The sequence below is a fragment of the Streptomyces sp. NPDC057002 genome, assembly GCF_042673825.1.
Lineage (GTDB): Bacteria > Actinomycetota > Actinomycetes > Streptomycetales > Streptomycetaceae > Streptomyces.
The window spans coordinates 424172-445872 of record NZ_JBHURZ010000001.1 but is presented as its reverse complement, the minus strand read 5'-3'; the positions used below and the strand labels follow the sequence as shown (position 1 = coordinate 445872).

Annotated in this window: 18 protein-coding genes and 1 pseudogene; 8 read left to right on the top strand and 11 right to left on the bottom strand. The window is 70.8% G+C overall.

The window, feature by feature from the left end; translation table 11 throughout:
* The first annotated feature begins 103 nt into the window (after window positions 1-103).
* Entirely contained in the window at window positions 104-763 is a 660-nt protein-coding gene (locus ACFT32_RS02025) for a TetR/AcrR family transcriptional regulator (RefSeq protein WP_382484705.1), read from the top strand.
* A 15-nt stretch (window positions 764-778) separates the two neighbouring features.
* Here ACFT32_RS02025 and ACFT32_RS02020 read toward each other — a convergent pair whose 3' ends face one another.
* The 5 genes from ACFT32_RS02020 to ACFT32_RS02000 all read right to left on the bottom strand — a co-directional run bounded on the left by ACFT32_RS02020 (window position 779) and on the right by ACFT32_RS02000 (window position 5486).
* On the bottom strand, window positions 779-1582 hold the full coding sequence (locus ACFT32_RS02020; RefSeq protein ID WP_382484703.1) for an SDR family NAD(P)-dependent oxidoreductase: 804 nt from the start codon (window positions 1580-1582) through the stop codon (window positions 779-781).
* On the bottom strand, window positions 1575-2180 hold the full coding sequence (locus ACFT32_RS02015) for a carboxymuconolactone decarboxylase family protein (protein WP_382484701.1): 606 nt from the start codon (window positions 2178-2180) through the stop codon (window positions 1575-1577). Before ACFT32_RS02015 ends, ACFT32_RS02020 begins: the two co-directional genes overlap by 8 nt.
* Window positions 2181-2252: 72 nt before the next feature.
* Window positions 2253-3305 carry an alcohol dehydrogenase catalytic domain-containing protein gene (locus ACFT32_RS02010; protein WP_382484699.1) on the bottom strand — a complete coding sequence of 351 codons (1053 nt, stop codon included), beginning with the start codon at window positions 3303-3305 and terminating at the stop codon, window positions 2253-2255.
* Window positions 3306-3345: 40 nt separating this feature from the next.
* Window positions 3346-4353, bottom strand: a complete 1008-nt coding sequence (locus ACFT32_RS02005; RefSeq protein WP_382484697.1) for an NADP-dependent oxidoreductase — start codon at window positions 4351-4353, stop codon at window positions 3346-3348.
* A gap of 119 nt (window positions 4354-4472) precedes the next feature.
* Entirely contained in the window at window positions 4473-5486 is a 1014-nt protein-coding gene (locus tag ACFT32_RS02000; RefSeq protein WP_382484694.1) for an AraC family transcriptional regulator, read from the bottom strand.
* 147 nt (window positions 5487-5633) lie between these two features.
* Here ACFT32_RS02000 and ACFT32_RS01995 point away from each other — a divergent pair, with 147 nt between their 5' ends.
* A complete protein-coding gene (locus tag ACFT32_RS01995) occupies window positions 5634-6569 on the top strand; it encodes an enoyl-CoA hydratase/isomerase family protein (protein ID WP_382484691.1) in 936 nt (311 codons plus the stop codon).
* Window positions 6570-6584: 15 nt separating this feature from the next.
* On the opposite strand, the gene ACFT32_RS01990 is transcribed toward ACFT32_RS01995, so the two are convergent.
* Window positions 6585-6917: a putative quinol monooxygenase gene (locus ACFT32_RS01990; RefSeq protein ID WP_382484689.1), complete on the bottom strand. Its 333-nt coding sequence runs from the start codon at window positions 6915-6917 to the stop codon at window positions 6585-6587.
* Between the two features lie 255 nt (window positions 6918-7172).
* On the opposite strand from ACFT32_RS01990, the gene ACFT32_RS01985 reads away from it, so the two are divergent.
* Window positions 7173-9587, top strand: a complete 2415-nt coding sequence (locus ACFT32_RS01985; protein ID WP_382484686.1) for a SpoIIE family protein phosphatase — start codon at window positions 7173-7175, stop codon at window positions 9585-9587.
* Between the two features lie 14 nt (window positions 9588-9601).
* Here ACFT32_RS01985 and ACFT32_RS01980 read toward each other — a convergent pair whose 3' ends face one another.
* Window positions 9602-10708, bottom strand: coding sequence for an XdhC family protein (locus ACFT32_RS01980; RefSeq protein ID WP_382484684.1), 1107 nt, complete (start codon window positions 10706-10708; stop codon window positions 9602-9604).
* Window positions 10709-10895: 187 nt separating this feature from the next.
* Here ACFT32_RS01980 and ACFT32_RS01975 point away from each other — a divergent pair, with 187 nt between their 5' ends.
* Together ACFT32_RS01975 and ACFT32_RS01970 are read left to right on the top strand one after the other, a co-directional pair.
* On the top strand, window positions 10896-12866 hold the full coding sequence (locus tag ACFT32_RS01975; RefSeq protein ID WP_382484682.1) for a GTP-binding protein: 1971 nt from the start codon (window positions 10896-10898) through the stop codon (window positions 12864-12866).
* 82 nt (window positions 12867-12948) lie between these two features.
* On the top strand, window positions 12949-14808 hold the full coding sequence (locus ACFT32_RS01970; RefSeq protein ID WP_382484681.1) for a cellulase family glycosylhydrolase: 1860 nt from the start codon (window positions 12949-12951) through the stop codon (window positions 14806-14808).
* On the opposite strand, the gene ACFT32_RS01965 is transcribed toward ACFT32_RS01970, so the two are convergent.
* On the bottom strand, window positions 14805-16058 hold the full coding sequence (locus ACFT32_RS01965; RefSeq protein WP_382484679.1) for a YncE family protein: 1254 nt from the start codon (window positions 16056-16058) through the stop codon (window positions 14805-14807). The two genes, ACFT32_RS01970 and ACFT32_RS01965, sit on opposite strands and share 4 nt — an antisense overlap.
* A gap of 128 nt (window positions 16059-16186) precedes the next feature.
* Between ACFT32_RS01965 and ACFT32_RS01960 the strand changes: the two genes are divergently transcribed.
* Complete coding sequence (locus tag ACFT32_RS01960) at window positions 16187-16846, top strand: TetR/AcrR family transcriptional regulator (RefSeq protein ID WP_382484677.1); 660 nt, start codon at window positions 16187-16189, stop codon at window positions 16844-16846.
* Between the two features lie 7 nt (window positions 16847-16853).
* Here the strand turns inward: ACFT32_RS01960 and ACFT32_RS01955 are convergent.
* Window positions 16854-17864, bottom strand: a pseudogene (locus ACFT32_RS01955) (GlxA family transcriptional regulator); the annotation flags it as partial.
* 128 nt (window positions 17865-17992) lie between these two features.
* On the opposite strand from ACFT32_RS01955, the gene ACFT32_RS01950 reads away from it, so the two are divergent.
* Window positions 17993-18874 (top strand): NAD(P)-dependent oxidoreductase, encoded by an 882-nt coding sequence (locus ACFT32_RS01950; protein ID WP_382484675.1) that lies wholly within the window; start codon window positions 17993-17995, stop codon window positions 18872-18874.
* A gap of 37 nt (window positions 18875-18911) precedes the next feature.
* Here the strand turns inward: ACFT32_RS01950 and ACFT32_RS01945 are convergent, their stop codons facing one another.
* Both ACFT32_RS01945 and ctaD read right to left on the bottom strand, forming a co-directional pair.
* A complete protein-coding gene (locus tag ACFT32_RS01945; RefSeq protein WP_382484673.1) occupies window positions 18912-19262 on the bottom strand; it encodes a hypothetical protein in 351 nt (116 codons plus the stop codon).
* Complete coding sequence (gene ctaD, locus ACFT32_RS01940) at window positions 19259-20866, bottom strand: cytochrome c oxidase subunit I (RefSeq protein ID WP_382484671.1); 1608 nt, start codon at window positions 20864-20866, stop codon at window positions 19259-19261. The genes ACFT32_RS01945 and ctaD overlap by 4 nt, the downstream gene beginning before the upstream one ends.
* Window positions 20867-20971: 105 nt before the next feature.
* On the opposite strand from ctaD, the gene ACFT32_RS01935 reads away from it, so the two are divergent.
* Window positions 20972-21523 carry an RNA polymerase sigma factor gene (locus ACFT32_RS01935; protein WP_382484669.1) on the top strand — a complete coding sequence of 184 codons (552 nt, stop codon included), beginning with the start codon at window positions 20972-20974 and terminating at the stop codon, window positions 21521-21523.
* The last annotated feature ends 178 nt before the right edge of the window (window positions 21524-21701 follow it).

Below are 21701 nucleotides of genomic sequence, written 5' to 3'. Positions count from 1 at the left end.
TTCAGGCTGCCCTGTGTCCACCGACGGACCCGGAAATGGCCGAATGGGGATGGCACCGCCACGGGGCGGGGAGCCGAACCGGCAATGGCATACTGCTGGTCCGATGAGCGAACCGACCGAAGGGGCCGCACGCCCCGCGACCAGGCGTGATGAGCAGCGTGAGGCCTCCCGCCGCGGACTCTTGAAGGCGGCGGTGGAGATCCTCGCGGAGGAGGGCTACCGCGGCCTGACGGTGAAGAAGGTCGGCGACCGTGCCGGAGTCAGCCGCGGCATGGTCAACTACCACTTCACCTCCAAAGCGGGGCTCGTGGAGGCCGTGGTCGCCGATATCCGCGAGACGTTCATCGACGTGCTCCGGGCCCGGCCCGGATACGCGCGGATGAGCGGGCTCGAAGCCGTACTGGCCAAGCTCGACCAGTTCTTCGCCCGGCTGGCCGAGCCCGAGCCGGGGCTACGGGCGCGCGCGTTGCTGGTGCTCCTCGTCGAGGCGGTCGGCAGCGCCGACGGGATCAAGGGCGTGATGGCCGAGCATCTCAGCCTCGTGCGGACCGGCGTCGAGGAGGACATCCGGCGGGGGATCGCGGACGGAAGCATCCGCCCGGACCTGGACGCGGTCGCGCAGGCGTTCCTGGTGGAGAGCATCGCTCGCGGCGTGCTCCTGCAGTATCAACTGGACTCGGCCCGCACCCGACTGGCGGACATCGCACGGGCCGCCCACGAGACGCTGGTGCGCGGACTCACGTCGACACGCGGCGAGGACTGAATTCCAGGTCGCGCGTCATACGGCACTGAGTCCGCCGTCCACCACCAGACTCTGGCCCGTGATGTAGGAGGCGCGGTCGGAGAGCAGGAACGTGACGGCCTCCGCGACTTCCCATGCGGTGCCCTGGCGACCCAGGGGGATGCGCTCGAACGAGGCTGTCCGGGACGCCCGCCCGGCCGAGGCCTGCCGCCCCATGGGGGTGTCGATCAGGCCGGGCACGACCAGGTTGGCGCGGATCCGGCGAGCCCCTCCCTCTCTGGCGACATGGCGGGTGAGCCCGAACAGGCCGGCTTTGGAACTGTCGTATGCCGGAGAGTTCGTGGCGGCGCGCAGTCCCGCGAGGGATCCGATGAAGACGACGGCGCCTCCGTCGGCCAGTGCCGGAAGACCGTATTTGGCGGCCAGAAAGGGCGCGCGCAGATTCAGGGAGAGCACCTGGTCCCAGTCTTCGGGGGACGAGCCCTCAAGCCCGGCGCCGAGACCCACCCCCACGTTGACCACCAGCGCATCCAGCCCGCCCAGTCCGCGAACCGCCTCGGCGACCATGGCGGCCGACTGCCCGGCCTCCGTGGCGTCCCCCACCACCGTGACTCCCGACCTCCCCTCGCGGCCGACGAGTTCGGCGGTCGCGGCGGCGGCCGGCGCGGCCACGTCGGCGCACGCCACGTCGGCTCCCGCGCGGGCGGCGAGGACGGCGATCGCCCGGCCGTTGCCGACCGGCGCCCGCGGGTCGTCGTCGGGGCGGGTGCCCGCGCCGACCACCAGTAGTTTGCGGCCGGTCAGGTGACGGGCCGTTTGCTCCAGGCGGTCCTCACCCATGGTCCCTTTCCTCCTCCGTGAAGCCGGTGCCGTCGAAGCCGGGGTCCAGTTCCACACCGGTGGCATTCAGGAAGAAGGCCACCATGTGGTACTGCCCCACCAGCATGGTGATCTCGATCAGTTCGGCGTCACCGAAGTGCTCGGCCAGGGCCTCCCAGGTCGAGTCGGACATCGTCGCCGAGCGGTTCAGCTCGTCCGCCGCCCGGATCAGATGCCTCTGGAGGTCCGTCCAGCCGGGTGCTTCCGGGGCCTCGGTGATGCGGTCGATGTCCGCGTCCGTGACGCCCGCGGCCCTGGCCAGGGGGAGGTGCCGGCCCCACTCGTACCGGGCGCCGGTGTTCCACGCGGTGCGTAGGATCAGCAACTCGCGCAGCTCTGCCGGCAGTCGGCCTCTGAGGAGCAACTGGCCGCCGAAAGGCATGAACTGCTCGTAGAGACCGGGATGGCGTACGAGCGTGGTGAAGATGTTGGGGATCCGGTCCCCAGGGTCGTGGGGTGCGATGGCCAGCAGTTCCCGGGTCCGTGCGTCCCACTGTTCTTCGGGGAGCGGCATCAGCCGCGGACGGGTCTGCCGGGCGGTTTCGTCGCGCTGTGACATGGCGGCCTCCAGTCTCCGAGGGGGCTCACCCTAGGAGACTGGCTGAACGCTCAGCAAGTGAATGGGCGGGTATCAGGCCGTCGGGTCGAGAAGGATCTTGCGGACACCGTCGGAGCGGCCCGCGAACAGTTCGTACGCGGCAGGGCCTTCGGACAGGGCGAAGCGGTGGGAGACCACGACCTCGGGCTGGATCCGGCCGGCACGGGTGAGGGCGATCAGGGGAGGGAGTTCGTAGTGCACCGAGCACAGCCCGATGGCGAACTCCAGTTCCTTGATCTGCGCCAGCCCCATATGGAAGGGGAATGCCTTGTTCTGGCTGACCCCGATGACGCTGACCCGGCCGGCCTGCCGGACGGACTTGAGGGCGAGCTGGATGGTGGCGTCGGAGCCCACGGCTTCCACCACGGCGTCCGGCCCGCGTCCGCCGGTCATGTCCCGGATGGCCGACCGCGCGTCATCGCCCTCGACCGGCTCTACACCCAGGCCGGCGGCGAAGGCACGGCGCTCCGCGACCAGGTCCGCGCCCAGCACCCGTGCCGCGCCCATCGCGAAGGCGGACTGGGCGGCCATGAGGCCGACCGGCCCGAGGCCGATGACCAGGACGGTCTCGCCGGGCTGGATGCGGGCCCGGCGGCAGCCGTACCAGGCGGTGGGGGCGTTGTCCGTGAGGACGACGGCGGCCTCGTCGGAGATGTCCTCGGGCAGGTGCACCAGATTGACGTCGGCGTAGGGCACGGCCAGGACCTGGGCCTGGCTGCCCTGGAGCTGCGGGCTCACCCCGTAGCAGAGCTCCGTGCTCGACTTGGCGCGCTCGCACCGGGCGGTGAACCCGGCCGCGCACGACCGGCAGTGCGTACAGCCGGCCGAGGCAGGCACCAGGACCCGGTCGCCGGGCTTGAACCGGGTGACCTGGCCGCCGGTGTCGACCACCACGCCGACGCACTCGTGTCCCGGTGTGTAGCCCAGTTCAGGGCTGAACCCGTTGCCGCCGTAGATGTGCAGGTCGCTGCCGCAGATGCCGGCCGCGGTCACTCGCACCACCGCGTCGGCGGGGCTGGTGACGGCCGGGTCGGGGACTTCCCCGTAGCGGATGTCGTGACGGCCGTGGTAGGTCAGTGCCTTCATCGGATCTCTCCCTCCCCTTCTCCTCCTCCTTCCGGCCCGGTCAGTCGGCGATCTTCAGCACGAGCTTGCCGCGGTTGTCACCACGGAACAGGCGCATCAGGGTTTCGGGGAACTCCGCGACCGAGCCGGACACCACGTCCTCAAGGGACTTCAGCCGGCCCTCCGCCCGCCACGTGGCCATCTGCGCGATGCCCTCGGCGTACCGTTCGGCGTAGTCGAACACCACGATGCCCGTCATCGAGGCGCGGTTCACCAGCAGCGACAGGTAGTTGGCGGGGCCCTGCGGCTTGGTGCTGTTGTACTGGGAGATCGCGCCGCAGACGACGACGCGGGCACCGCGCGCCAGCCGCAGCAGCACGGCGTCCAGGACGTCTCCGCCGACGTTGTCGAAGTACACGTCGACGCCGTCGGGGGCGTGCTCACCCAGCGCCTTGCGGACGTCCTCGTTCTGGTAGTCGATCGCGGCGTCGAACCCGAACTCGTCGACCACCATCCGGCACTTGGCCTCGCCGCCGGCGATACCGACGACCCGGCAGCCCAGGATCTTGGCGATCTGCCCGACGACGCTGCCGACGGCCCCGGCCGCTCCGGAGACCACGACGGTCTGCCCGGGCTCGGGACGCCCGGCCTCGATCAGGCCGAAGTAGGCCGTCAGGCCCGACATGCCGAGCGTGCCGAGGAACGTCGGCAAGGGGGCCGCCGCCGGGTCGACCTTGGTCACGTCGCGTCCGTCCGACACGCAGTACTCCTGCACGCCGAACGAGCCCGACACATGGTCGCCGACCGCGAATCCGGAGTGCCGGGAGGCGATCACCCTACCGACCGCGCCGGCGCGCATCACCTCGCCGATCTCCACCGGGCGGATGTAGGACCGGCCCGCGTTCATCCAGCCGCGCATCGCGGGGTCGATCGACAGACAGAGCACCTGCACCAGGAACTCGCCGTCGCCGGGCTGCCCGGCCGGCTCCTCGATGTGCTCCCAGTCGGTGGGCCGAGGCTCTCCTACGGGACGTGCGGCCAGGCGCACCTGGCGGTTGATCGTGCTCATCTCCGGCGGCTCCTTCGAGTGTCATACCGGCTAGTCGGTATGGAGGGGGAGCGTACGGGTGCCGTGCCGTCCGGGACAAGAGGGGGCCCGGTGCGATATACGGCTCGTGCCGGGGCGGCCTACTCGCCGGGCAGTCCGTGGTCGCGGACAGCACGCGCGGTCGTGCCCCACCAGCGCCGTGCGTAGCGGCTCAGGACGGCTGCCTCGCTGAGCCCGATGTTGCGAGCGACCTGGGTCAGCGGCAGATCGGACTCGATGAGCAGCTCCGCGGCCCGTTCGCGCCGGACGTCGTCGAGGACCGCCGCGAAGGTGGTTCCCGCTGCGGACAGATGACGCTGCAGGCTTCTCGGCGACATGCCGAGTGTGCGTGCGGCGAAGGCCAGGGTGCCGGGGCCGGTGCCCAGTGACTGTTTCAGAAGTGTTCTGACGCGCCTCGTCATCGCGCTGCCCGTGACGGAGGGCTGGGCCTCGAGGTAGGCGAGCGCCACCCGGCGGGTCAGCTGGTCGCCGCCCTGGACGGGGCGTCCGGGAAGATCACTCGCGACACGCAGGAGCGCTTGCGGCTGGGCGAAGTTCACCTGGGAGCCGAACAGTTCCTCGTAGCGGGCGCGTGCGGCCACGGCGTGATGCGGCAGTTCGACGGTCCGCAGGCCGTACGGCCCGTCGAGCAGGGAGATCAGGACGCGGTGGAGGAAGAGCAGCCCCATCTCGACGCTCTGCGGGGGCACCCGGGCGCCCGGCGGGTAGCCGTACCGCACGGCGACCGCCGTTCGATCGCCGTGCGGATCGGGACCCAGGGCCACGCGCAGGTTGCGGTCGTGGACGAACAGATAGCGCGACGCGCATTCCAGGGCTTCGGCGACGGTCGCGGAGTTCTGCACGGCAACGGCCAGCGGGCCGAGCATGCTGAGGTCCTGCTCGAGGGCGACCCGCAGTCCGAGGTCGGGGCAGCCGAGCCGGCGAGCGGCGGTTTCGAGGAGGACGGCCACGGTGGTGTCCTGCACCAGCAGCTCATCGTCGTCGAGCACCCCCCATGGGGCTCCGGCCGACCGCGCCAGGGCGTCGGCGTCCCCGCCGAGCTCCTCGACGGTCCGCCGGACCCCGCGCAGTGCCGCTGAGCGCACCCAAGCCATGACCTCCATCGTCCGGCCCTGGCGCGATCGGTCAAGTCTGTGGCGTGATCGGTCAACGATCGTTCCGAGCGGCGTGCCTACGTTGGCCTCAGCCATCGGGTGCTCCGCTCGTTCAACCCGGTGACCCCGACATGCCCGGGAGGCAGGATGACGCACCGCACCGTGCTCGTCGAACAGCACGGCAACGTCCTCGTGGCACGGCTCGACAGCCCACCCTCCGCGCTGATGACCCGCGAGATGGTCCTGGAACTCGGGGCGCTGGCACGCCGTGCGGACGCGGATCCGGCGGTGGGCGCCGTGGTGCTCACGGGCACCCACGCGTCGCGGTTCCTCGCCCACTTCGACGTACGGCTGATCCACGGAGGCGCCAAGCGGTCTCCCAAGGTGAGCGCCTCGGTCATCCGCGCCGGGCTCCGGCTCACCGGCGCGGTGCTCAAGGCGCCGGGCGGCAGTGCCCTGCTTGCCCGCTCGCCGCTGGTGGGGCTCATGGCCTGGGAGCAGATGAAGGACGTCCTCCACGCCATCGAGACCTCGTCGGCCGTCTGGGTCGCGGCCCTGAACGGGGACACCGGCGGCGGGGGCTGCGAACTGGCCCTGGCCTGCGACTACCGCTTCATGGCCGACGGGCCCTTCGGCATCTCCCAGCCGGAGATCTTCCTCGGGTTCCCGCCCGGTTCCGGCGGCACCCAGCGGCTGGCACGCCTGCTGGGCGGACGCCGGGCACTGCAGATCTCCCTGGAGGGCACCCCCGTCAGCCCGGCCGAAGCCCGGGAGATGGGCCTGGTGGACCGAGTCGTACCACCCGAAGCGCTGCTCCAGGAGGCCGTCGAGCACGCGAGCCGGCTGGGCCGACGGCCGAAAGCGGCGATCGGGGCCGTGAAACGAGCCGTCCGGGAGGGAGGCTCCCTGCCGCTCCGGGAAGGACTCCGGTTCGAGGGCGCCGAATGGCTGGCGGCCACCACGACTCCGGAGTCGCTGGAAGCCCAGCGCGCGTACCTGGCCCGGACCAAGGAGCTCGGTGACGTTGCCGGGCTGGACCCCGCGACGCTCGAAGAGGCGGTGGCGCGCGGGCGGTTCGCCTGACGGCCGGCCGCCGCGCTACTCCTGTCCCGGTACCGCCATCTCCCCGAGGAGCGACCAGTCGTCCTGCGGAATCGTCGCGTTCACGATGCGCGGCGTCTCGGCCAGATGGGGCGGAAGCGTCTGCTGCGCCGCCTTGAAGTGCGCGGACTGCACATGTGCGGCTCCGGCCTCGTCGTCGCGGAAGGCCTCGACCAAAACGTACTCCGTCGGCTCCTCCACGCTGCGCGACCAGTCGAACCACAGGCAGCCGGGCTCGGCGCGCGTCGCCCGGGTGAAGTCGGCGGTGATCTCGGGCCAGCGGTCGGCGTGCTCGGGACGGACTCGGAACTTGGCGGTGATGAAGATCATGGGATTCCCTTCGCTGATGTGGCCGGCGGGCTGTGCCTGCGTTCCGCCGCCGGCGGGGAACAGGGGCCCTGGTGACACGATCGTACGAACCCGGCATGCCCATGGAGGAACTTGCGCCGCTACGGGACCGTCCCGTCCGGCCTGACGTGACGAGCCGGTCCGGCCCGCATGCCGTAGCTGTGGCGTGGAGGGCAGGGCGGATCCATCGTGGAGCAAGGAGCCCGATACGAGGTGGTGTCCGGGGTGGAAAAGCGGATGACAGTGCTCAGCGAGAGCCCGGACGATCCGTTCGCGATGCACCACGCCGCCTCGGCGGTGCTCGACGACCGGGGGACCGTGGTCGGCTGGAGCCGGCGCGCCGAGGAATTGCTCGGCCACCCGGAGTCCGCCGTGATCGGCCGTCCGGCCTTCGAGGTCCTGATCGACCCCGACGACCTGCCGGCCGCCAAGGACGCCGCGGCCACGTGCAGGAGAGACGGCGGCTGGTTCGGCGTACTGACGGTCCGGCATCGCAGCGGGCGGCTCGTGGAGATGGGGTTCCGGGCGGGTGCGCTGCTGCGCGGTGACCATGTCCGCGAATGGTTCCTCGTCGGGGCGCCCGCGGCGGAAGTCCTCGAGTGGCAGAGGGACCGCGCGGTCCTCGACGGATTGTTCCGCCGGTGCCCGATCGGTCTCGTCGTGCACAGCCCCGAGATGACGATTCTGCGGGTCAACAAGGCGATCGAACGGTTCACCGGGATCCCGGCCGTCGAGTTCCCGGGGATGCCCACGGGCGCCCTGCTGGTCTCCGAGGACGCGCGCAGGGCCGTGGAGCGGGTGCGCCAGGTGATGGAGAGCGGAAGATCACTGGTCTCCACCGAGCAGTACGCCCGTCTGCAACGGGATCCGGCCCGCGTGCGGGCCGCGTCCGTCTCGGCCTTCCGGCTGCAGGATCCCGCCGGCCGGGTCCTGGGAGTGGCCGAGACGGTGGAGGACATCACCGAGCGCCATCGGGCCCGACTTCGCCTGGCGCTCCTCGACCAGGTCGGCGCCCGCATCGGATCGACGCTCGACGTGCGCCAGACGGCCTGCGAACTCGCGGATGTCATGGTCCCCCACCTGGCCGACCACGTGACCGTCGACCTGTCGCAACCGGTGACGCGAGGCGAGGAGCCGGTTCAGTCACTGGCGGGTCCCGTCGCACGGGTCGCGGTCCGCGGCGTCGTGGGCCAGCGGCCCGACCTGCCGCATCCGGAAGGCGAGCCGGTGCACTTGGCGCCCGGTACGCCACAGGCCAGATGCCTGGCGGACGGGCGCCCCCTCCTCGAACCCGTCCTCTCGCCCGACTGGTTCCTGGCGGAGCCGCACCGGGGCGAGCAGGCACCGGACCTCTCGGCTCATTCCCTGATCGTGGTGGCCCTGGCCGCGCGCGGCCAGGTACTGGGCGTGATGAGCCTGTGGCGATCGCGGCACCCCGAGCCGTTCGAGGCCGACGATCTCACGCTGGCCCAGGAACTCGCCTCGCGGGCCGCTGTCAGCATCGACAACGCTCGACGCTTCACCCAGCAGCAGCAGACCGCGTCCACCCTGCAACGCACCCTGCTGCCGAGGACCGTTCCGCACCAGCCGGCCCTCGAAGTGGCCCCTCGCTACCTCCCGGCCAGTACGGCCCCCGGTCCCGGCGGTGACTGGTTCGACGTCATCCCGTTGTCCGGGGCCAGGGTCGCACTCGTGGTCGGCGACGCGGTGGGTCACGGACTGCATGCCGCTGCCACGATGGGCCGACTGCGTACCGCCGTGCACACCCTCGCCACCCTCGACCTGGAACCGGACGAGGTGCTCTCCCGCCTGGACGACCTGGTCAATCTCCTCGCCACCGAACAAGAGGCATCCGGCGAGCGACCCGCGGGGGAGCAGATCGTCGGCGCCAGTTGCCTGTACGCCGTCTACGACCCCGTCTCCCGGCAGTGTTCCGTGGCGAGGGCCGGTCATCCGCTACCGGTCGTGACCACACCGGACGGACAGGCAGACCTGCTCGACCTGCCCCCCGGCCCACCGCTCGGCCTGGGCGGTCTGCCGTTCGAAACGCGGGAGATCGAACTGGCCGAGGGCAGCCTGCTCACGCTCTACACCAACGGACTCATCGGCGAACGCCATCTGGACGTCGACACGGGCCTGCGAAGGCTGTGCACAGCTCTCACCCACCCGGCGGACCCCTTGGAGAAGACGTGCCAGGCGGTCGTCGGCTCCCTCGTGCCCGGACAGCCCGCTGACGACATCGCTCTGCTCATCGCACGCACCCGGGTATTGCCACCGCAGAACGTCGCCTCCTGGGAACTGCCGGTGGGGCCGACCGCCGCGGCACAGGCCAGAACGCTCGCCACGACGCAACTCACTCAATGGGGACTGGAACACCTGGCGTTCGCCACCGAACTGATCGCCAGCGAACTGGTCACCAACGCCTACCGCTACGCCAGGGGCCCCGTGACCTTGCGACTCATCCGTGAACGATGTCTCGTCTGCGAGGTCGCCGACGCCAGCCACACCTCACCGCACCTGCGTCGTGCCCGCACCACCGACGAGGGGGGACGCGGCATGTTCCTGGTGGCCCAGCTGACCGAGCGCTGGGGCACCCGCTACACCCGCGAGGGCAAGACCGTGTGGACCGAGCAGGCGCTGCTCGGGCTGTGAACGCCGGCGCGGTTTCAGGAGGAGCGGAGCGGATGCACCGCTCCCTCAGTGGTGGTCAGCGGGGCGCCGCTGCCGCCCCAGCGCAGTGCGACGATCTCCGCGGCGACGGACACCGCCACCTCCTCCGGGGTACGGGCCCCGAGATCGAGGCCGACCGGTGAGCGCAGCCGGGACAACTCGTGTTCCGTGAGACCGGCCTCGGCCAGACGTTCCGCCCGGTCGGTGTGGGTGCGGCGGCTGCCCATCGCCCCGATGTAGGCGGCCGGCCGGCGCAGTGCCTCCTGGAGCAGCGGCACGTCGAATTTGGGGTCGTGGGTGAGGACGCAGATCACCGTGCGCGCGTCGGTGTCCGTGTCGCGCAGATAGCGGTGCGGCCACTGTGCGACCACCTCGACGCCCTCGGGGAAGCGCCGGGGCGTGGCGAAGACGGGCCGGGCGTCGCAGACGGTGACCCGGTAGCCGAGGAAGTCGCCGATGCGGGCCACGGCCGCGGCGTAGTCGATGGCGCCGAAGACCAGCATCCGCGGCGGCGGCGCGAAGGACTCCAGGAACACGCTGACGGAGTCCTCGCGGCGCTGCCCCCGCGGCCCGTAGTGCCGTAGACCGGTGGCGCCCAGGGCGAGCTCGCCCCGGGCGTCGGCGGTGACGGCCGCGTCCAGGCCGCTCGCGCCGAGCGTGCCGGCGACGCGGTCCGGCCGGACGGCGAGCGTCGCTCCGCGCGGCGCCGGGCCGTCGGTCACCGTGGCGAGGGTGATGGGCTCATCCGCGGCGACCGAGGCGACGACCGCGCCGAACGCGGGATCCCGCTCGGGCGTCACGGGACGCACCAGCAGCGTGATCTCGCCGCCGCAGGTCAGGCCGACGGCGAAGGCGTCGGCGTCGCTGTAACCGAAGGTCTCCAGACGCGCCTCGCCGCTCGCCACGACATCCCGCGCCAGCTCGAACACCGCACCTTCGACACAGCCCCCGGACACACTCCCCACGACCTCCTCGCCCGGGCCCACCGCCATCGCCGCACCCGGGTCGCGCGGCGCGCTGCGGCTGACCTCGACGACCGTCGCGAGGCCGAACGGAAGCCCGGCCGCATACCAGCGGCCCAGCGCCGGGAGGATGTCACGCACGATCCGCTCCTTCCACGCACCGCACCGGGTACCCCGGCCGGGGTTAATTCCGTTGTGGCCCCTCGGGCCGGTCTGCTGCACTGCACGGGCCAGCGACGTCACTCGAGTCCCGAGGAGCAGCAGATGCGAACTGCGTTCATGTCCCCCCAGCCAGGAACGGACCTCTCTCCGAAGGACATGACGCTTCGTGCACGTGCTCAATCTTGGAATCCTCGCCCATGTCGACGCCGGTAAGACCAGCCTGACCGAGCGGTTGCTCCATTCGGCCGGGGTGATCGACGAGATCGGCAGCGTCGACGACGGGAACACCCGTACCGACACCCTCGCGCTGGAGCGGCGGCGCGGCATCACCATCAAGTCCGCGGTCGTCTCGTTCCCCCTGGACGGTGTGACGGTCAACCTGATCGACACCCCCGGCCACCCGGACTTCATCGCCGAGGTGGAGCGGGTGCTCGGCGTGCTGGACGGCGTCGTACTCGTCGTCTCCGCCGTCGAAGGGGTGCAGGCGCAGACCCGGGTGCTGATGCGGACGCTCCAGCGGCTGCGCATCCCGACCCTGCTCTTCGTCAACAAGATCGACCGGCGCGGAGCACGGTACGAGGAGGTGCTGCGGGCGATCTCGGCCCGGCTGACACCCGCGATCGTGCCGATGGGAACCGCGACCGGCCTCGGCACGCGCCGGGCTCGCTTCTCGCCCGGTCCCGTCCCGGCCGCGCTCGACGTCCTCACCGGCCATGACGACACCCTGCTGTCCGCTTACGTCGAGAACACCGTCACGGACGCCCTTCTGCACGCCTCTCTCGTCGCTCGGACCCGGGAGGCCCTGGTCCACCCCGTCTTCTTCGGCTCCGCCGCCACGGGCGCCGGCGTGGACGCGCTCCTGGCGGGGATCGAGGAACTGCTGCCCCCGGCCGACGGGGACGCGGACGGGCCGGTCTCCGGGACCGTGTTCAAGGTCGAGCGGGGCCCGGCGGGGGAGAAGGCCGCCTACGCCCGGCTGTTCTCCGGCACCCTGCGCACCCGCGACCGGATCCCGTTCGGAACGGACGGTGCCGAAGGCCGGATCACCGCGATCAGCGTCTTCGGGCAGGGGACGGACACCCGCGGCGACGCCGTCGTGGCCGGACAGATCGCCCGGCTCTGGGGCCTGGGCGACATCCGCATCGGCGACGCGATCGGCGAACCCCGCAAGGCGTACGAGCACTTCTTCGCGCCGCCCACCCTGGAGACCGTCGTCGTCCCGGGCCCGGACGTGAACGGCGGCGCACTGCACCTCGCGCTCACCCAACTCGCCGAACAGGACCCGCTGATCGGCCTGCGCCACGACGAACGGCGGCAGGAGACCTCCGTGTCCCTGTACGGCGAGGTGCAGAAGGAGGTCATCCAGGCCACCCTCGCCGAGGAGTACGGGCTCGGCGTCACCTTCCGCGAGACCACGCCGCTGTGCGTCGAACGGCTCGTCGGCACCGGGCAGGCCGTGGAGTTCAACAAGAAGGACGCCAACCCGTTCCTCGCGACGGTCGGCCTGCGCGTCGACCCGGCACCGGTCGGCTCCGGCGTCGGCTTCCGGCTGGAGGTGGAGCTCGGCTCCATGCCGTACGCCTTCTTCAAGGCCGTCGAGGACACCGTGCGCGAGACCCTCGACCAGGGCCCGCACGGCTGGCGGATCCCCGACTGCACGGTCACCATGACCCACAGCGGCTACTCGCCCCGCCAGAGCCACGCCCACCAGGGCTTCGACAAGAGCATGTCGAGCACCGGCGCCGACTTCCGCGGTCTGACCCCGCTGGTGCTCGTCGAAGCGCTGCGGCGGGCCGGCACCCGGGTCCACGAGCCGATGCACCGCTTCCGTGTCGAGGCCCCGGCGGACACCCTCGGCGCGCTGCTGCCGGTGCTGGCCGCGCTCGGCGCCGTACCGCGGACGACCGAGACCCGGGGCGCCGGATGCGTCCTGGCGGGCACGGTGCCCGCGGCGCGGGTGCACGAACTGGAGCAGCGGCTGCCCGGGCTCACCCGTGGCGAGGGCGAGCTGGAGAGCGTCTTCGACCACTACGCGCCCGTCACGCACGGCACGGTTCCGCGGCGCCCGCGCACCGACCACAACCCGCTGAACAGGAAGGAGTACTTGTTGAATGTGACACGAAGAATGTCCGGATGACGTGTGCGAGCCGGCCGAGCGGGAACTTACTCCAGAGTCAGGGGTGTTGACGGTGTCCTGATATCGCCGGACTGTAGTGGACATGCCAACTATTCGGGCACGTCTCCTGGTTGTCCTGGCTGTCCTCTTCGGCTCCCTGACGGTGGCGGGCGTCCCGCCCGCCACCGCCGCGCCCCCTCCCGACTCCCTCTGGTTCGACGACCCGACCGTCACCGTGCGGGACGGCCGTTTCACCGACGCCTCCGGCCGCGAGATCGTGCTCCGCGGCTACAACGTCTCCGGCGAGACCAAGCTGGCGGAGAACGGCGGCCTGCCCTTCGCCTCGGTCGCCGACGCGAAGAAGTCGGCGACCGCCCTGCGTGCCCTCGGCGGCGGCAACACCATCCGCTTCCTGCTCTCCTGGGCCTACGCCGAGCCCGAGCGCGGCAAGGTCGACACCGCCTACCTGGCCGCCGCGACCGAGCAGATGCGGGCCTTCCTCGACGCCGGCATCCGCGTCTACCCCGACTTCCACCAGGACCTCTACTCCCGGCACCTGTTCGACACCGACAGCTGGTACACCGGCGACGGCGCGCCCAAGTGGGCGGTGGACGCCGGGAACTACCCCGACGAGTCCTGCGGGATCTGCCTCTTCTGGGGGCAGAACATCACCCAGAACGAGGCCGTGAAGCGAGCCTCGTACGACTTCTGGCACAACGCGCACGGTGTGCAGGACGCCTTCCTCGCCACCGCCGAGAAGACCATGGCGTACCTCAGGCAGCACCTGGGCGCCGACCCGTTCAAGGGCGTCGTCGGCTTCGACCCCTACAACGAGCCGCACGCGGGCGTCTACGACTCCGGGCAGACCAGCCGGGCCTGGGAGAAGGACGTGCTGTGGCCGTTCTACGAGAAGTTCCGGGCCCGCATGGACACGGCAGGCTGGCGGGACAAGCCCGCCTTCGTGGAGCCGAACCTCTTCTGGAACGCCAACCTCGACTTCCAGAAGCAGGAGGGCGGCCTGCTGGACGCCGGCACGCTCGGACCGCGCTATGTGTTCAACACCCACTTCTACGACCAGAAGGCCATCTCCGGCGTCTTCATGTGGGGCAAGGCGGCCGACGGCCAGTACGTGGGCGACTTCCGCACCGTCCGCGACCGGGCCGCCGCCGCGCGGACCGCCGCCGTGGTCAGCGAGTTCGGGCACCCGCTGGCCGGCAATGTCTCCGACAAGGCGCCGACCGTCCTCAAAGGGATGTACCAGGCCCTCGACTCACGCCTGAAGGGGGCCGACTGGTGGTCCGACCCGGCCGCCTCGGGGCCCGTGCTCTCCGGCTCGCAGTGGCAGTGGGACATCTACAACGGCCGGCACCGCGAGCCGATGAACGGCAACCCCGACAAGGTCCTCACCACCGGTGACGCCTGGAACGACGAGGACCTGTCCGCCGTACGCCTCGACGACTCGGGCAAGCCCGTGCTGCGCCAGGACGCCCGGCTCCTGGACCGCCTCTACCCGAGCGCCACGGCCGGCAGGACCGTCGGCTTCACCTACGAGGACCGCTCCCGGGACGGCTCGACGACGCTGACCTGGAACCCGGTGCCGGGCTCGCTGCCGAGCGTGCAACGGCTTGTGGGGTCGGGGCAGTACGGACTGCTGCTGTGGCGCTCGGACGGCGGCCCGGCGCCCACCGAACTGCACCTGCCGGCGAGCTTCCCGACCGTGTCCACCACGGTCGTCTCCGACCTGGGCACGGCCCACGCCCCGCCGGCGTACACCTCGACGACCCCGGTCGGCGTGGCGCAGGAGCCCGGCGGCACGGGAAGCCGCCGCCTGTTGCTCACCGCGCCGGACTCGGGCGTCCTGCACTACGCGCTGGTGACCAACGGGGCGACGGCTCCCTCGGCGGACCTGCTGAAGGCGGCCCGCTCCGAGCTGGCGGCATGGGCCGCGAAGGAGGTCGACTAGCCGGCCGGGCTCGTCCAGCCGGCCTCCACATGACCGAGCCGGACGCGCTGCGGGTGGTCTCCGACCGGCACGGACACGACCTTCTTCCCGGTGGCGAAGTCGATGGCCGTGACCTGGTCGGAGCCGCTCTCGGAGACCACACAACTCCTGCCGTCACCGCTGACCGTGGCCCAGTAGGGCTTGGCGGCGGTGACGAGCGGGCCCTCCTGGAGGGTGGCGCGGTCGACGACCGTGGCGTAGTCGTCCATGGTGCCCGCGACACAGAGCTTGCGGCCGTCCGGGCTCATCGAGATGCCGTGATGGCGGGAGTCGTTGACGAACGTGGTGCGGTCGTCGCTGGTGGCCGGGTTCTTCGGCAGGGTCTTCGTACGGGTGATCTTGTCGGTGGCCAGGTCGTACTCGAAGAAGCCGTTGAAGAACGACACCTGGAAGTACAGCTTCGACTCGTCCGGCGAGAACACGGCCGGGCGGACCGCGTCCGAGTAGTCCTTGAGTCCGATCGCGTCCAGGCGCTGGCGCATGTCGATGACCTTGACCTGCTGGTACGTGGTCGCGTCGATGACGGTGATGCGCCGGTCGCCCTTCGTCCAGTCCAGCCACGGGGCGTCGGTCTGCGTGTTCACCTCGCCGATCGACATGTTGTAGATGTACTTGCCGTCCTTGGTGAAGATGTTCTCGTGCGGCTTGTCCCCGGTGGCCGCCTTGCCGAGCTGTCTGCCGGTCTCGATGTCCAGCACGTGCACGGAGTTGCCGGTCGACGCCGACACCGCGACCCGCTTGCCGTCGGGGGAGACCGCCATGTGGTCGGCGCGGAAACCGGACACCGGGAAGCGCCAGTCGATCCGCCCGGAGGCGAGGTCGATCGAGACGACGTCGGCGAAGCTCGGCCGGGAGACCACCACCGACTTCCCGTCCGGCGTGGAGTACATGTCGTCGACGAACTGGTCGTGGCCCTCGCCGACGCTGTTGCGGATCGTCATGAAGGCGATCCACCGGATCGGATCGGCGTTGATCTCCGCCATCCGCTCGTCCTTGTCGGGGACGACGTCTATCCGGCCGATCTTCGCGAAGTCGCCGGTGGACCTGATGACATCGGCGGTGCCTTCCCAGTTGTTGCCCACGAACAGCACCTCGCGCAGCGCGGCGGAGGCGTCCGGGGCGTCCGCGTGGGCGGCGGTCGCGGGGACGGTGAAAGTCAGGGTGAGGGCGGCGGCTACGGAACACAGGTGCCGTCGTCGGAGAGCGGGCATGACTGCTCCTTGGAATCTGAACACACATGGTTTCAGAATTAACTTACTGAAAAGTAAGGAAGGGGCGGCCTTCTCCACAAGACCGCGTGCACGACAAAATCGGTGTTCGAACGACGAAGGGAGAGCCGGTGCCGGGGAGACTCAGAGCGCCGACCGGCCGCTACGGCGGCAAGACGGCCGAGGAGCGGCAGGCCGAGCGGCGCCGGCGGTTCCTCGACGCCGCCCTCCAGTCGTTCGGCGACACCCCCGGCTTCCGCTCCACCACGGTCGCGGCGCTCAGCGAGGCGGCCGGACTGTCCACCCGTCAGTTCTACGAGGAGTTCCGCACCCTCGAGGACGTGCTCGCCGCGCTGCATCTCCAGGTCAACGGCTGGGCCGAGACGGCGGTCCTGGAGGCCGCGGCCGCATCCGCCGACCTGCCGCTGGTCGAGCGCGCCACCGCCATCTTCCGCGCCTACGCCGGGAACCTCGCGGCCGATCCGCGCCGGATCCGCATCACCTTCGTCGAGATCATCGGCGTCAGCCCGCGCCTGGAGGAACAGCGGCTCGCCCGCCGGGCCGGCTGGGTCGGCCTCATCTGCGCCGAGGCCGACGCGGCCGCCGCGCGCGGGGAGGCCGCACCCCGCGACTACCGCCTCGCGGCGACGGGCTTCATCGGCAGCGTCAACGGCCTGCTGCACGACTGGAGCGCGGGATGGGTCGACGCGACCCTGGACGAGGTGGTCGAGGAACTGGTCCGGCAGTTGCTGGCGATCCTGCGTCCGCCGGGGTGGACTCCCCGGACGTGAGCCGGGCCCGGGTCCGGCCGGGTCCGCCGGCGGGCGCCCCGGGGAAGGCCCGCCGGTAGTCGCCCGGCGGTACCCCGATGTGCTTGAGGAAGTGGTGACGGAGGTTGTTGGCCGTACCGAGGCCGCTGAGCTCCCCGACCTTCTCGACCGGCAGGTCCGTAGACTCCAGCAGCGACCGGGCGCGCCCGAGCCGCTGGTCGAGGAGCCACTGAAGAGGAGTCGTCCCGGTGGCCGCCTGGAGGCGCCGGTAGAACGTACGCGGACTCATCGAGGCCCGCCGCGCCAGATCGGCGACCGTCAGAGGCCGATCGAGGTTCGCCCGCGCCCACTCCAGAACGGGAGCCAGCCCCTCGTCGTCGCTGGGCGGCACCGACAGCTCGATGAACTGCGCCTGCCCGCCCGGCCGGTGGGCGGGCACCACCATGCGGCGCGCCAGCTGGTTGGCGACATGCGCGCCCAGATCGCGCCGCACCAGATGCAGACACAGGTCGAGTCCCGCGGTGAGCCCGGCGCTGGTGAGGACATCACCGTCGTCCACGTAGAGCACCGACTCGTCGACCTGCACCTTCGGGTACCGCTCGGCCAGCCGGTCGGTGTGCATCCAGTGCGCGGTCGCGCGGCGGCCGTCGAGCAGCCCCGCCTCGGCGAGCGCGAACGCGCCGGTACAGAGCGAGACCATGCGGGCGCCCGCTTCATGGGCGCGCCGCAGCGCCGCGACCAACCCCTCCGGCAGCGGCCTGCCCTCGTCGACGCAGGGGTCGGGCACCGAGGGCACGATGACCGTGTCGGCGTCCGCGAGATCGTCGAGTCCGTAGCGGGTCCGCAGAGTCAGCCCGTGGCCCTCAGCACCCTCCCGCGCCCCCGCTCCCGTACCGCAGAGCCGCAGGTCGTACCAGGGATCGGCCAGATCCGGCTGCGGCTTGCCGAACACGGTGCAGGGGATGCTCAGTTCGTACAGATCCCACGACGGGACCCCGATCTCCTCGGTCACGACCACGGCGACGGAACCAGCACCCATGCCCCGAAGCGTATGGCAGGAATTTGGTGGACGCCGTCACCACTGTCACTGTTCCCGATCTTCGCGCCCTGCGAGCGTTGCGGTACCTGATCACGCATCACCTGTACACGCTTCACGAGGAGTTGGGCATGAACGCAGAACCGCAGGCCGTCACCGTGCTCGGACTGGGCTCGATGGGCTCGGCCCTGGCCGCCGCGCTGCTGGACCGGGGTCACCCGACCACCGTCTGGAACCGGAGTCCGAACAAGGCCCGCCCCCTGGTCGAGCGCGGCGCCCGACCGGCAGCCACGCCCCAGGAGGCCGTCGCCGCCTCCTCGCTGACCATCGCCTGCGTGCTGGACTACGAGGCGCTGTACACGGTCCTCGAACCGGCCGTCGCCGACCTCGCGGGCAGAACCCTGGTCAACCTCACCTCCGGCTCCCCCGAGCAGGCCCACGAGGCCGTCGAGTGGGCCCGGTCCCACCGCGCCGACTACCTCGACGGCGCCATCATGACGACCCCGCCCGGCGTCGGCGACCCCGCCATGATGTTCCTGTACAGCGGCTCGAGGCAGGTCTTCGAAACCCACCGCCCCACGCTGGCGGCCCTCGGCGACCCCCTCCACCTCGGCACCGACCCCGGCCTCGCCTCCCTCTACGACGCGGCGCTGCTCGGCCTGATGTGGTCCACCATGACCGGCTGGCTGCACGGCACGGCGCTGGTCGGCGCCGAGGGGACGCCCGCCGCCGACTTCACCCCCGTCGCGACCCGCTGGCTGACCGCCGTGGCGGGCTTCCTCACCACGTACGCGCTCCAGGTGGACGCGGGCCGCTACCCGGGCGACGACGCCACCGTCGATGTACAGATCGCGGCCATCGACCATCTCATCCACGCGGCGGCGGCCCGGGGCATCGACAACGCGCTGCCCGAGCTGCTGAAGGCGGCCATGGAGAAGGCCGGCGCGGCGGGTCACGGACAGGACAGCTACGCCAGCCTGATCGAGGTACTGCGGCCCCCGACAAGGGACTGAGACGGCGGGGGACCGAGACGGCGAGGGACCGAGACGGCTAGCCAGGCCCCAGCACCACGAGGTTCACAGCGACCACCAGCGTGACTCCCAGCAGCAGAGCGGCCAGCAGGCGAGCGCGGAGCCCGCGGTACACCGCCTCGTACTCGCCCCGCAGTTCCTCCCCACGGTGTGCCGTCCGCTGCCAGGAGGCCCGGGTGAGGGCGAGGTGCTCCGCCGCGAACAGCCGCTCCACCTCCTGCCGTTGGGCCTCCGGCAGCCAGTCGAGCCCGGCGGTGAAGCGCTCGGCGGCCGTGCGGGCCTCCTCACGCGCCGCGGCGGCGAGCAGATGACCCTCGACCTCGTGGTGGAACGCCCGCAGGTCCGCGGGGAGACCCTTCATCGCGGTCATCGAAGCGTCAGCTCCCTCTCCGCCGCGGCGACCTGAGCATGGTGCAGGTCGAAGGCCGGCGACTCGCTGCGGATCCGGGGGAGGGCGACGAAGTTGTGGCGGGGCGGCGGGCAGGAGGTGGCCCACTCCAGGGAACGGCCGTAGCCCCAGGGGTCGTCGGCCGTGACCCGCTCGCCGTACTTCGCCGTCTTCCAGACGTTGTAGAAGAACGGCAGCATCGACATGCCGAGCAGGAACGAGGAGATGCTCGACACCGTGTTGAGCGTCGTCAGGCCCTCCACCGCCAGATAGTCGGGGATCCGCCGCTGCATGCCCTGCGCGCCGAGCCAGTGCTGGACGAGGAACGTGCCGTGGAAGCCGATGAACAGCGTCCAGAAGGTGATCTTGCCGAGGCGCTCGTCCAGCATCTTGCCCGTGAACTTCGGCCACCAGAAGTGGAAGCCGGAGAACATCGCGAACACCACCGTCCCGAAGATGACGTAGTGGAAGTGGGCCACCACGAAGTACGAGTCGGAGACGTGGAAGTCGATCGGCGGCGAGGCCAGCAGCACACCCGTGAGCCCGCCGAACACGAACGTGATCAGGAAGCCCATCGCCCACAGCATGGGCGTCTCGAACGAGAGGCTTCCGCGCCACATCGTGCCGAGCCAGTTGAAGAACTTCACACCGGTCGGGACCGCGATCAGGAACGTCATGAAGGAGAAGAACGGCAACAGCACACCGCCGGTGACGTACATGTGGTGCGCCCACACCGTCACGGACAGACCCGCGATCGCGATCGTCGCGCCGATCAGACCCGTGTAACCGAACATCGGCTTACGGGAGAAGACCGGAATGACCTCGGAGATGATGCCGAAGAACGGCAACGCGATGATGTACACCTCCGGATGGCCGAAGAACCAGAACAGGTGCTGCCACAGCAACGCCCCGCCGTTGGCCGGGTCGAAGATCTGCGCACCGAACTTGCGGTCCGCCTCCAGTGCGAACAGGGCCGCGGCCAGAACCGGGAAGGCCAGGAGCACCAGCACACCGGTCAGCAGCACGTTCCAGGTGAAGATCGGCATGCGGAACATCGTCATGCCCGGGGCACGCATGCAGATGATCGTGGTGATGAAGTTGACCGAGCCGAGGATGGTGCCGAAGCCGGAGAAGGCCAGACCCATGATCCACATGTCGGCGCCGATGCCCGGGCTGCGGACGGCGTCCGAGAGCGGGCTGTAGGCGAACCAGCCGAAGTCGGCCGCGCCCTGCGGGGTGAGGAAGCCACCGACCGCGATGAGCGAGCCGAAGAGGTACAGCCAGTAGGCGAACATGTTCAGCCGCGGGAACGCCACGTCGGGCGCGCCGATCTGCAGCGGCATGATCCAGTTCGCGAAGCCGGCGAACAGCGGCGTCGCGAACATCAGCAGCATGATCGTGCCGTGCATCGTGAACGCCTGGTTGAACTGCTCGTTCGACATGATCTGCAGACCCGGACGGGCCAGCTCGGCGCGCATGAACAGCGCCATCACACCGCCGATGACGAAGAACGCGAACGACGTCGCAAGGTACAGCGTGCCGATCGTCTTGTGATCCGTGGTCGTCAGCCACTTGAGGTGCCTCATGCCCCGCCTGTGTCCGCGCCCCGCCCGGACGTCACACTTCACTGACGCGACGAGCATCACGAAAACGGGTGTGACGATCGAGAAGGTGCCGGACACGAACGGGACATGAGCAACGACGAGATCTTCGCCGCTGCCTACCGCGAGCACTACTGGGCGGTCAGCCGCTATGTCGCACGGCGACTGGACGGGCGGGCCGGCGAGGTGGAGGAAGTGGTGGCGGAGGTGTTCACGGTCGCCTGGCGCCGCCGGGCCGACCTGCCGCCCTCCCCGCTGCCCTGGCTGTACGGCGTGGCACGCAACTGCCTGGCCAACGCGGTACGCGGCCACGGACGCCGCCGCCGGCTCGTCGACCGGCTCGGCAACGACGACACCGCGCACGGACGGCACATCGCGGTGGGCCCCGAGGCCGACACACCCGGCGCCTGGGTCCACGAGGCACTGTCCCGGCTCTCCGCGGCCGACCAGGAGGTGCTGCGCCTGACGGCCTGGGAGGAACTCGGCGTCGACGAGGTCGCGGTCGCCCTCGGCTGCGGCAGCCGGGCCGCCGCCATGCGGCTGCACCGGGCCCGCCGCCGCCTCAGAACCGAGATCGACCGCATGGCCCCCGAGCGCGCCAAGGCCGGCGCGCACTCCGTGGGAGGACGGGACGATGACTGACGCGTCTTCCACGACCACCGGCGGTATCCGGCACCGTGCCCCGTGTCCGTCGCCGCCGACGGCAGCCGGGTGCGCTGCGTCGGGGGCCGTCCCCCGTCGCGCCCGCGCCTCCTCCCCGAGCAAGGCCCCCACGGCCGGTGCCGCCAGTGCCCCGTGCTCCAAGCCCGCCGCCCGCATG

What these genes read in the sequence shown, in the direction of transcription:
- ACFT32_RS02025 (WP_382484705.1), top strand. Translation starts at nt 104, where the DNA reads ATGAGCGAACCGACCGAAGGGGCCGCACGCCCCGCGACCAGGCGTGAT.
- ACFT32_RS02020 (WP_382484703.1), bottom strand. Translation starts at nt 1,582, where the DNA reads ATGGGTGAGGACCGCCTGGAGCAAACGGCCCGTCACCTGACCGGCCGC.
- ACFT32_RS02015 (WP_382484701.1), bottom strand. Translation starts at nt 2,180, where the DNA reads ATGTCACAGCGCGACGAAACCGCCCGGCAGACCCGTCCGCGGCTGATG.
- ACFT32_RS02010 (WP_382484699.1), bottom strand. Translation starts at nt 3,305, where the DNA reads ATGAAGGCACTGACCTACCACGGCCGTCACGACATCCGCTACGGGGAA.
- ACFT32_RS02005 (WP_382484697.1), bottom strand. Translation starts at nt 4,353, where the DNA reads ATGAGCACGATCAACCGCCAGGTGCGCCTGGCCGCACGTCCCGTAGGA.
- ACFT32_RS02000 (WP_382484694.1), bottom strand. Translation starts at nt 5,486, where the DNA reads ATGGCTTGGGTGCGCTCAGCGGCACTGCGCGGGGTCCGGCGGACCGTC.
- ACFT32_RS01995 (WP_382484691.1), top strand. Translation starts at nt 5,634, where the DNA reads ATGACGCACCGCACCGTGCTCGTCGAACAGCACGGCAACGTCCTCGTG.
- ACFT32_RS01990 (WP_382484689.1), bottom strand. Translation starts at nt 6,917, where the DNA reads ATGATCTTCATCACCGCCAAGTTCCGAGTCCGTCCCGAGCACGCCGAC.
- ACFT32_RS01985 (WP_382484686.1), top strand. Translation starts at nt 7,173, where the DNA reads ATGACAGTGCTCAGCGAGAGCCCGGACGATCCGTTCGCGATGCACCAC.
- ACFT32_RS01970 (WP_382484681.1), top strand. Translation starts at nt 12,949, where the DNA reads ATGCCAACTATTCGGGCACGTCTCCTGGTTGTCCTGGCTGTCCTCTTC.
- ACFT32_RS01965 (WP_382484679.1), bottom strand. Translation starts at nt 16,058, where the DNA reads ATGCCCGCTCTCCGACGACGGCACCTGTGTTCCGTAGCCGCCGCCCTC.
- ACFT32_RS01950 (WP_382484675.1), top strand. Translation starts at nt 17,993, where the DNA reads ATGAACGCAGAACCGCAGGCCGTCACCGTGCTCGGACTGGGCTCGATG.
- ACFT32_RS01945 (WP_382484673.1), bottom strand. Translation starts at nt 19,262, where the DNA reads ATGACCGCGATGAAGGGTCTCCCCGCGGACCTGCGGGCGTTCCACCAC.
- ctaD (WP_382484671.1), bottom strand. Translation starts at nt 20,866, where the DNA reads ATGAGGCACCTCAAGTGGCTGACGACCACGGATCACAAGACGATCGGC.
- ACFT32_RS01935 (WP_382484669.1), top strand. Translation starts at nt 20,972, where the DNA reads ATGAGCAACGACGAGATCTTCGCCGCTGCCTACCGCGAGCACTACTGG.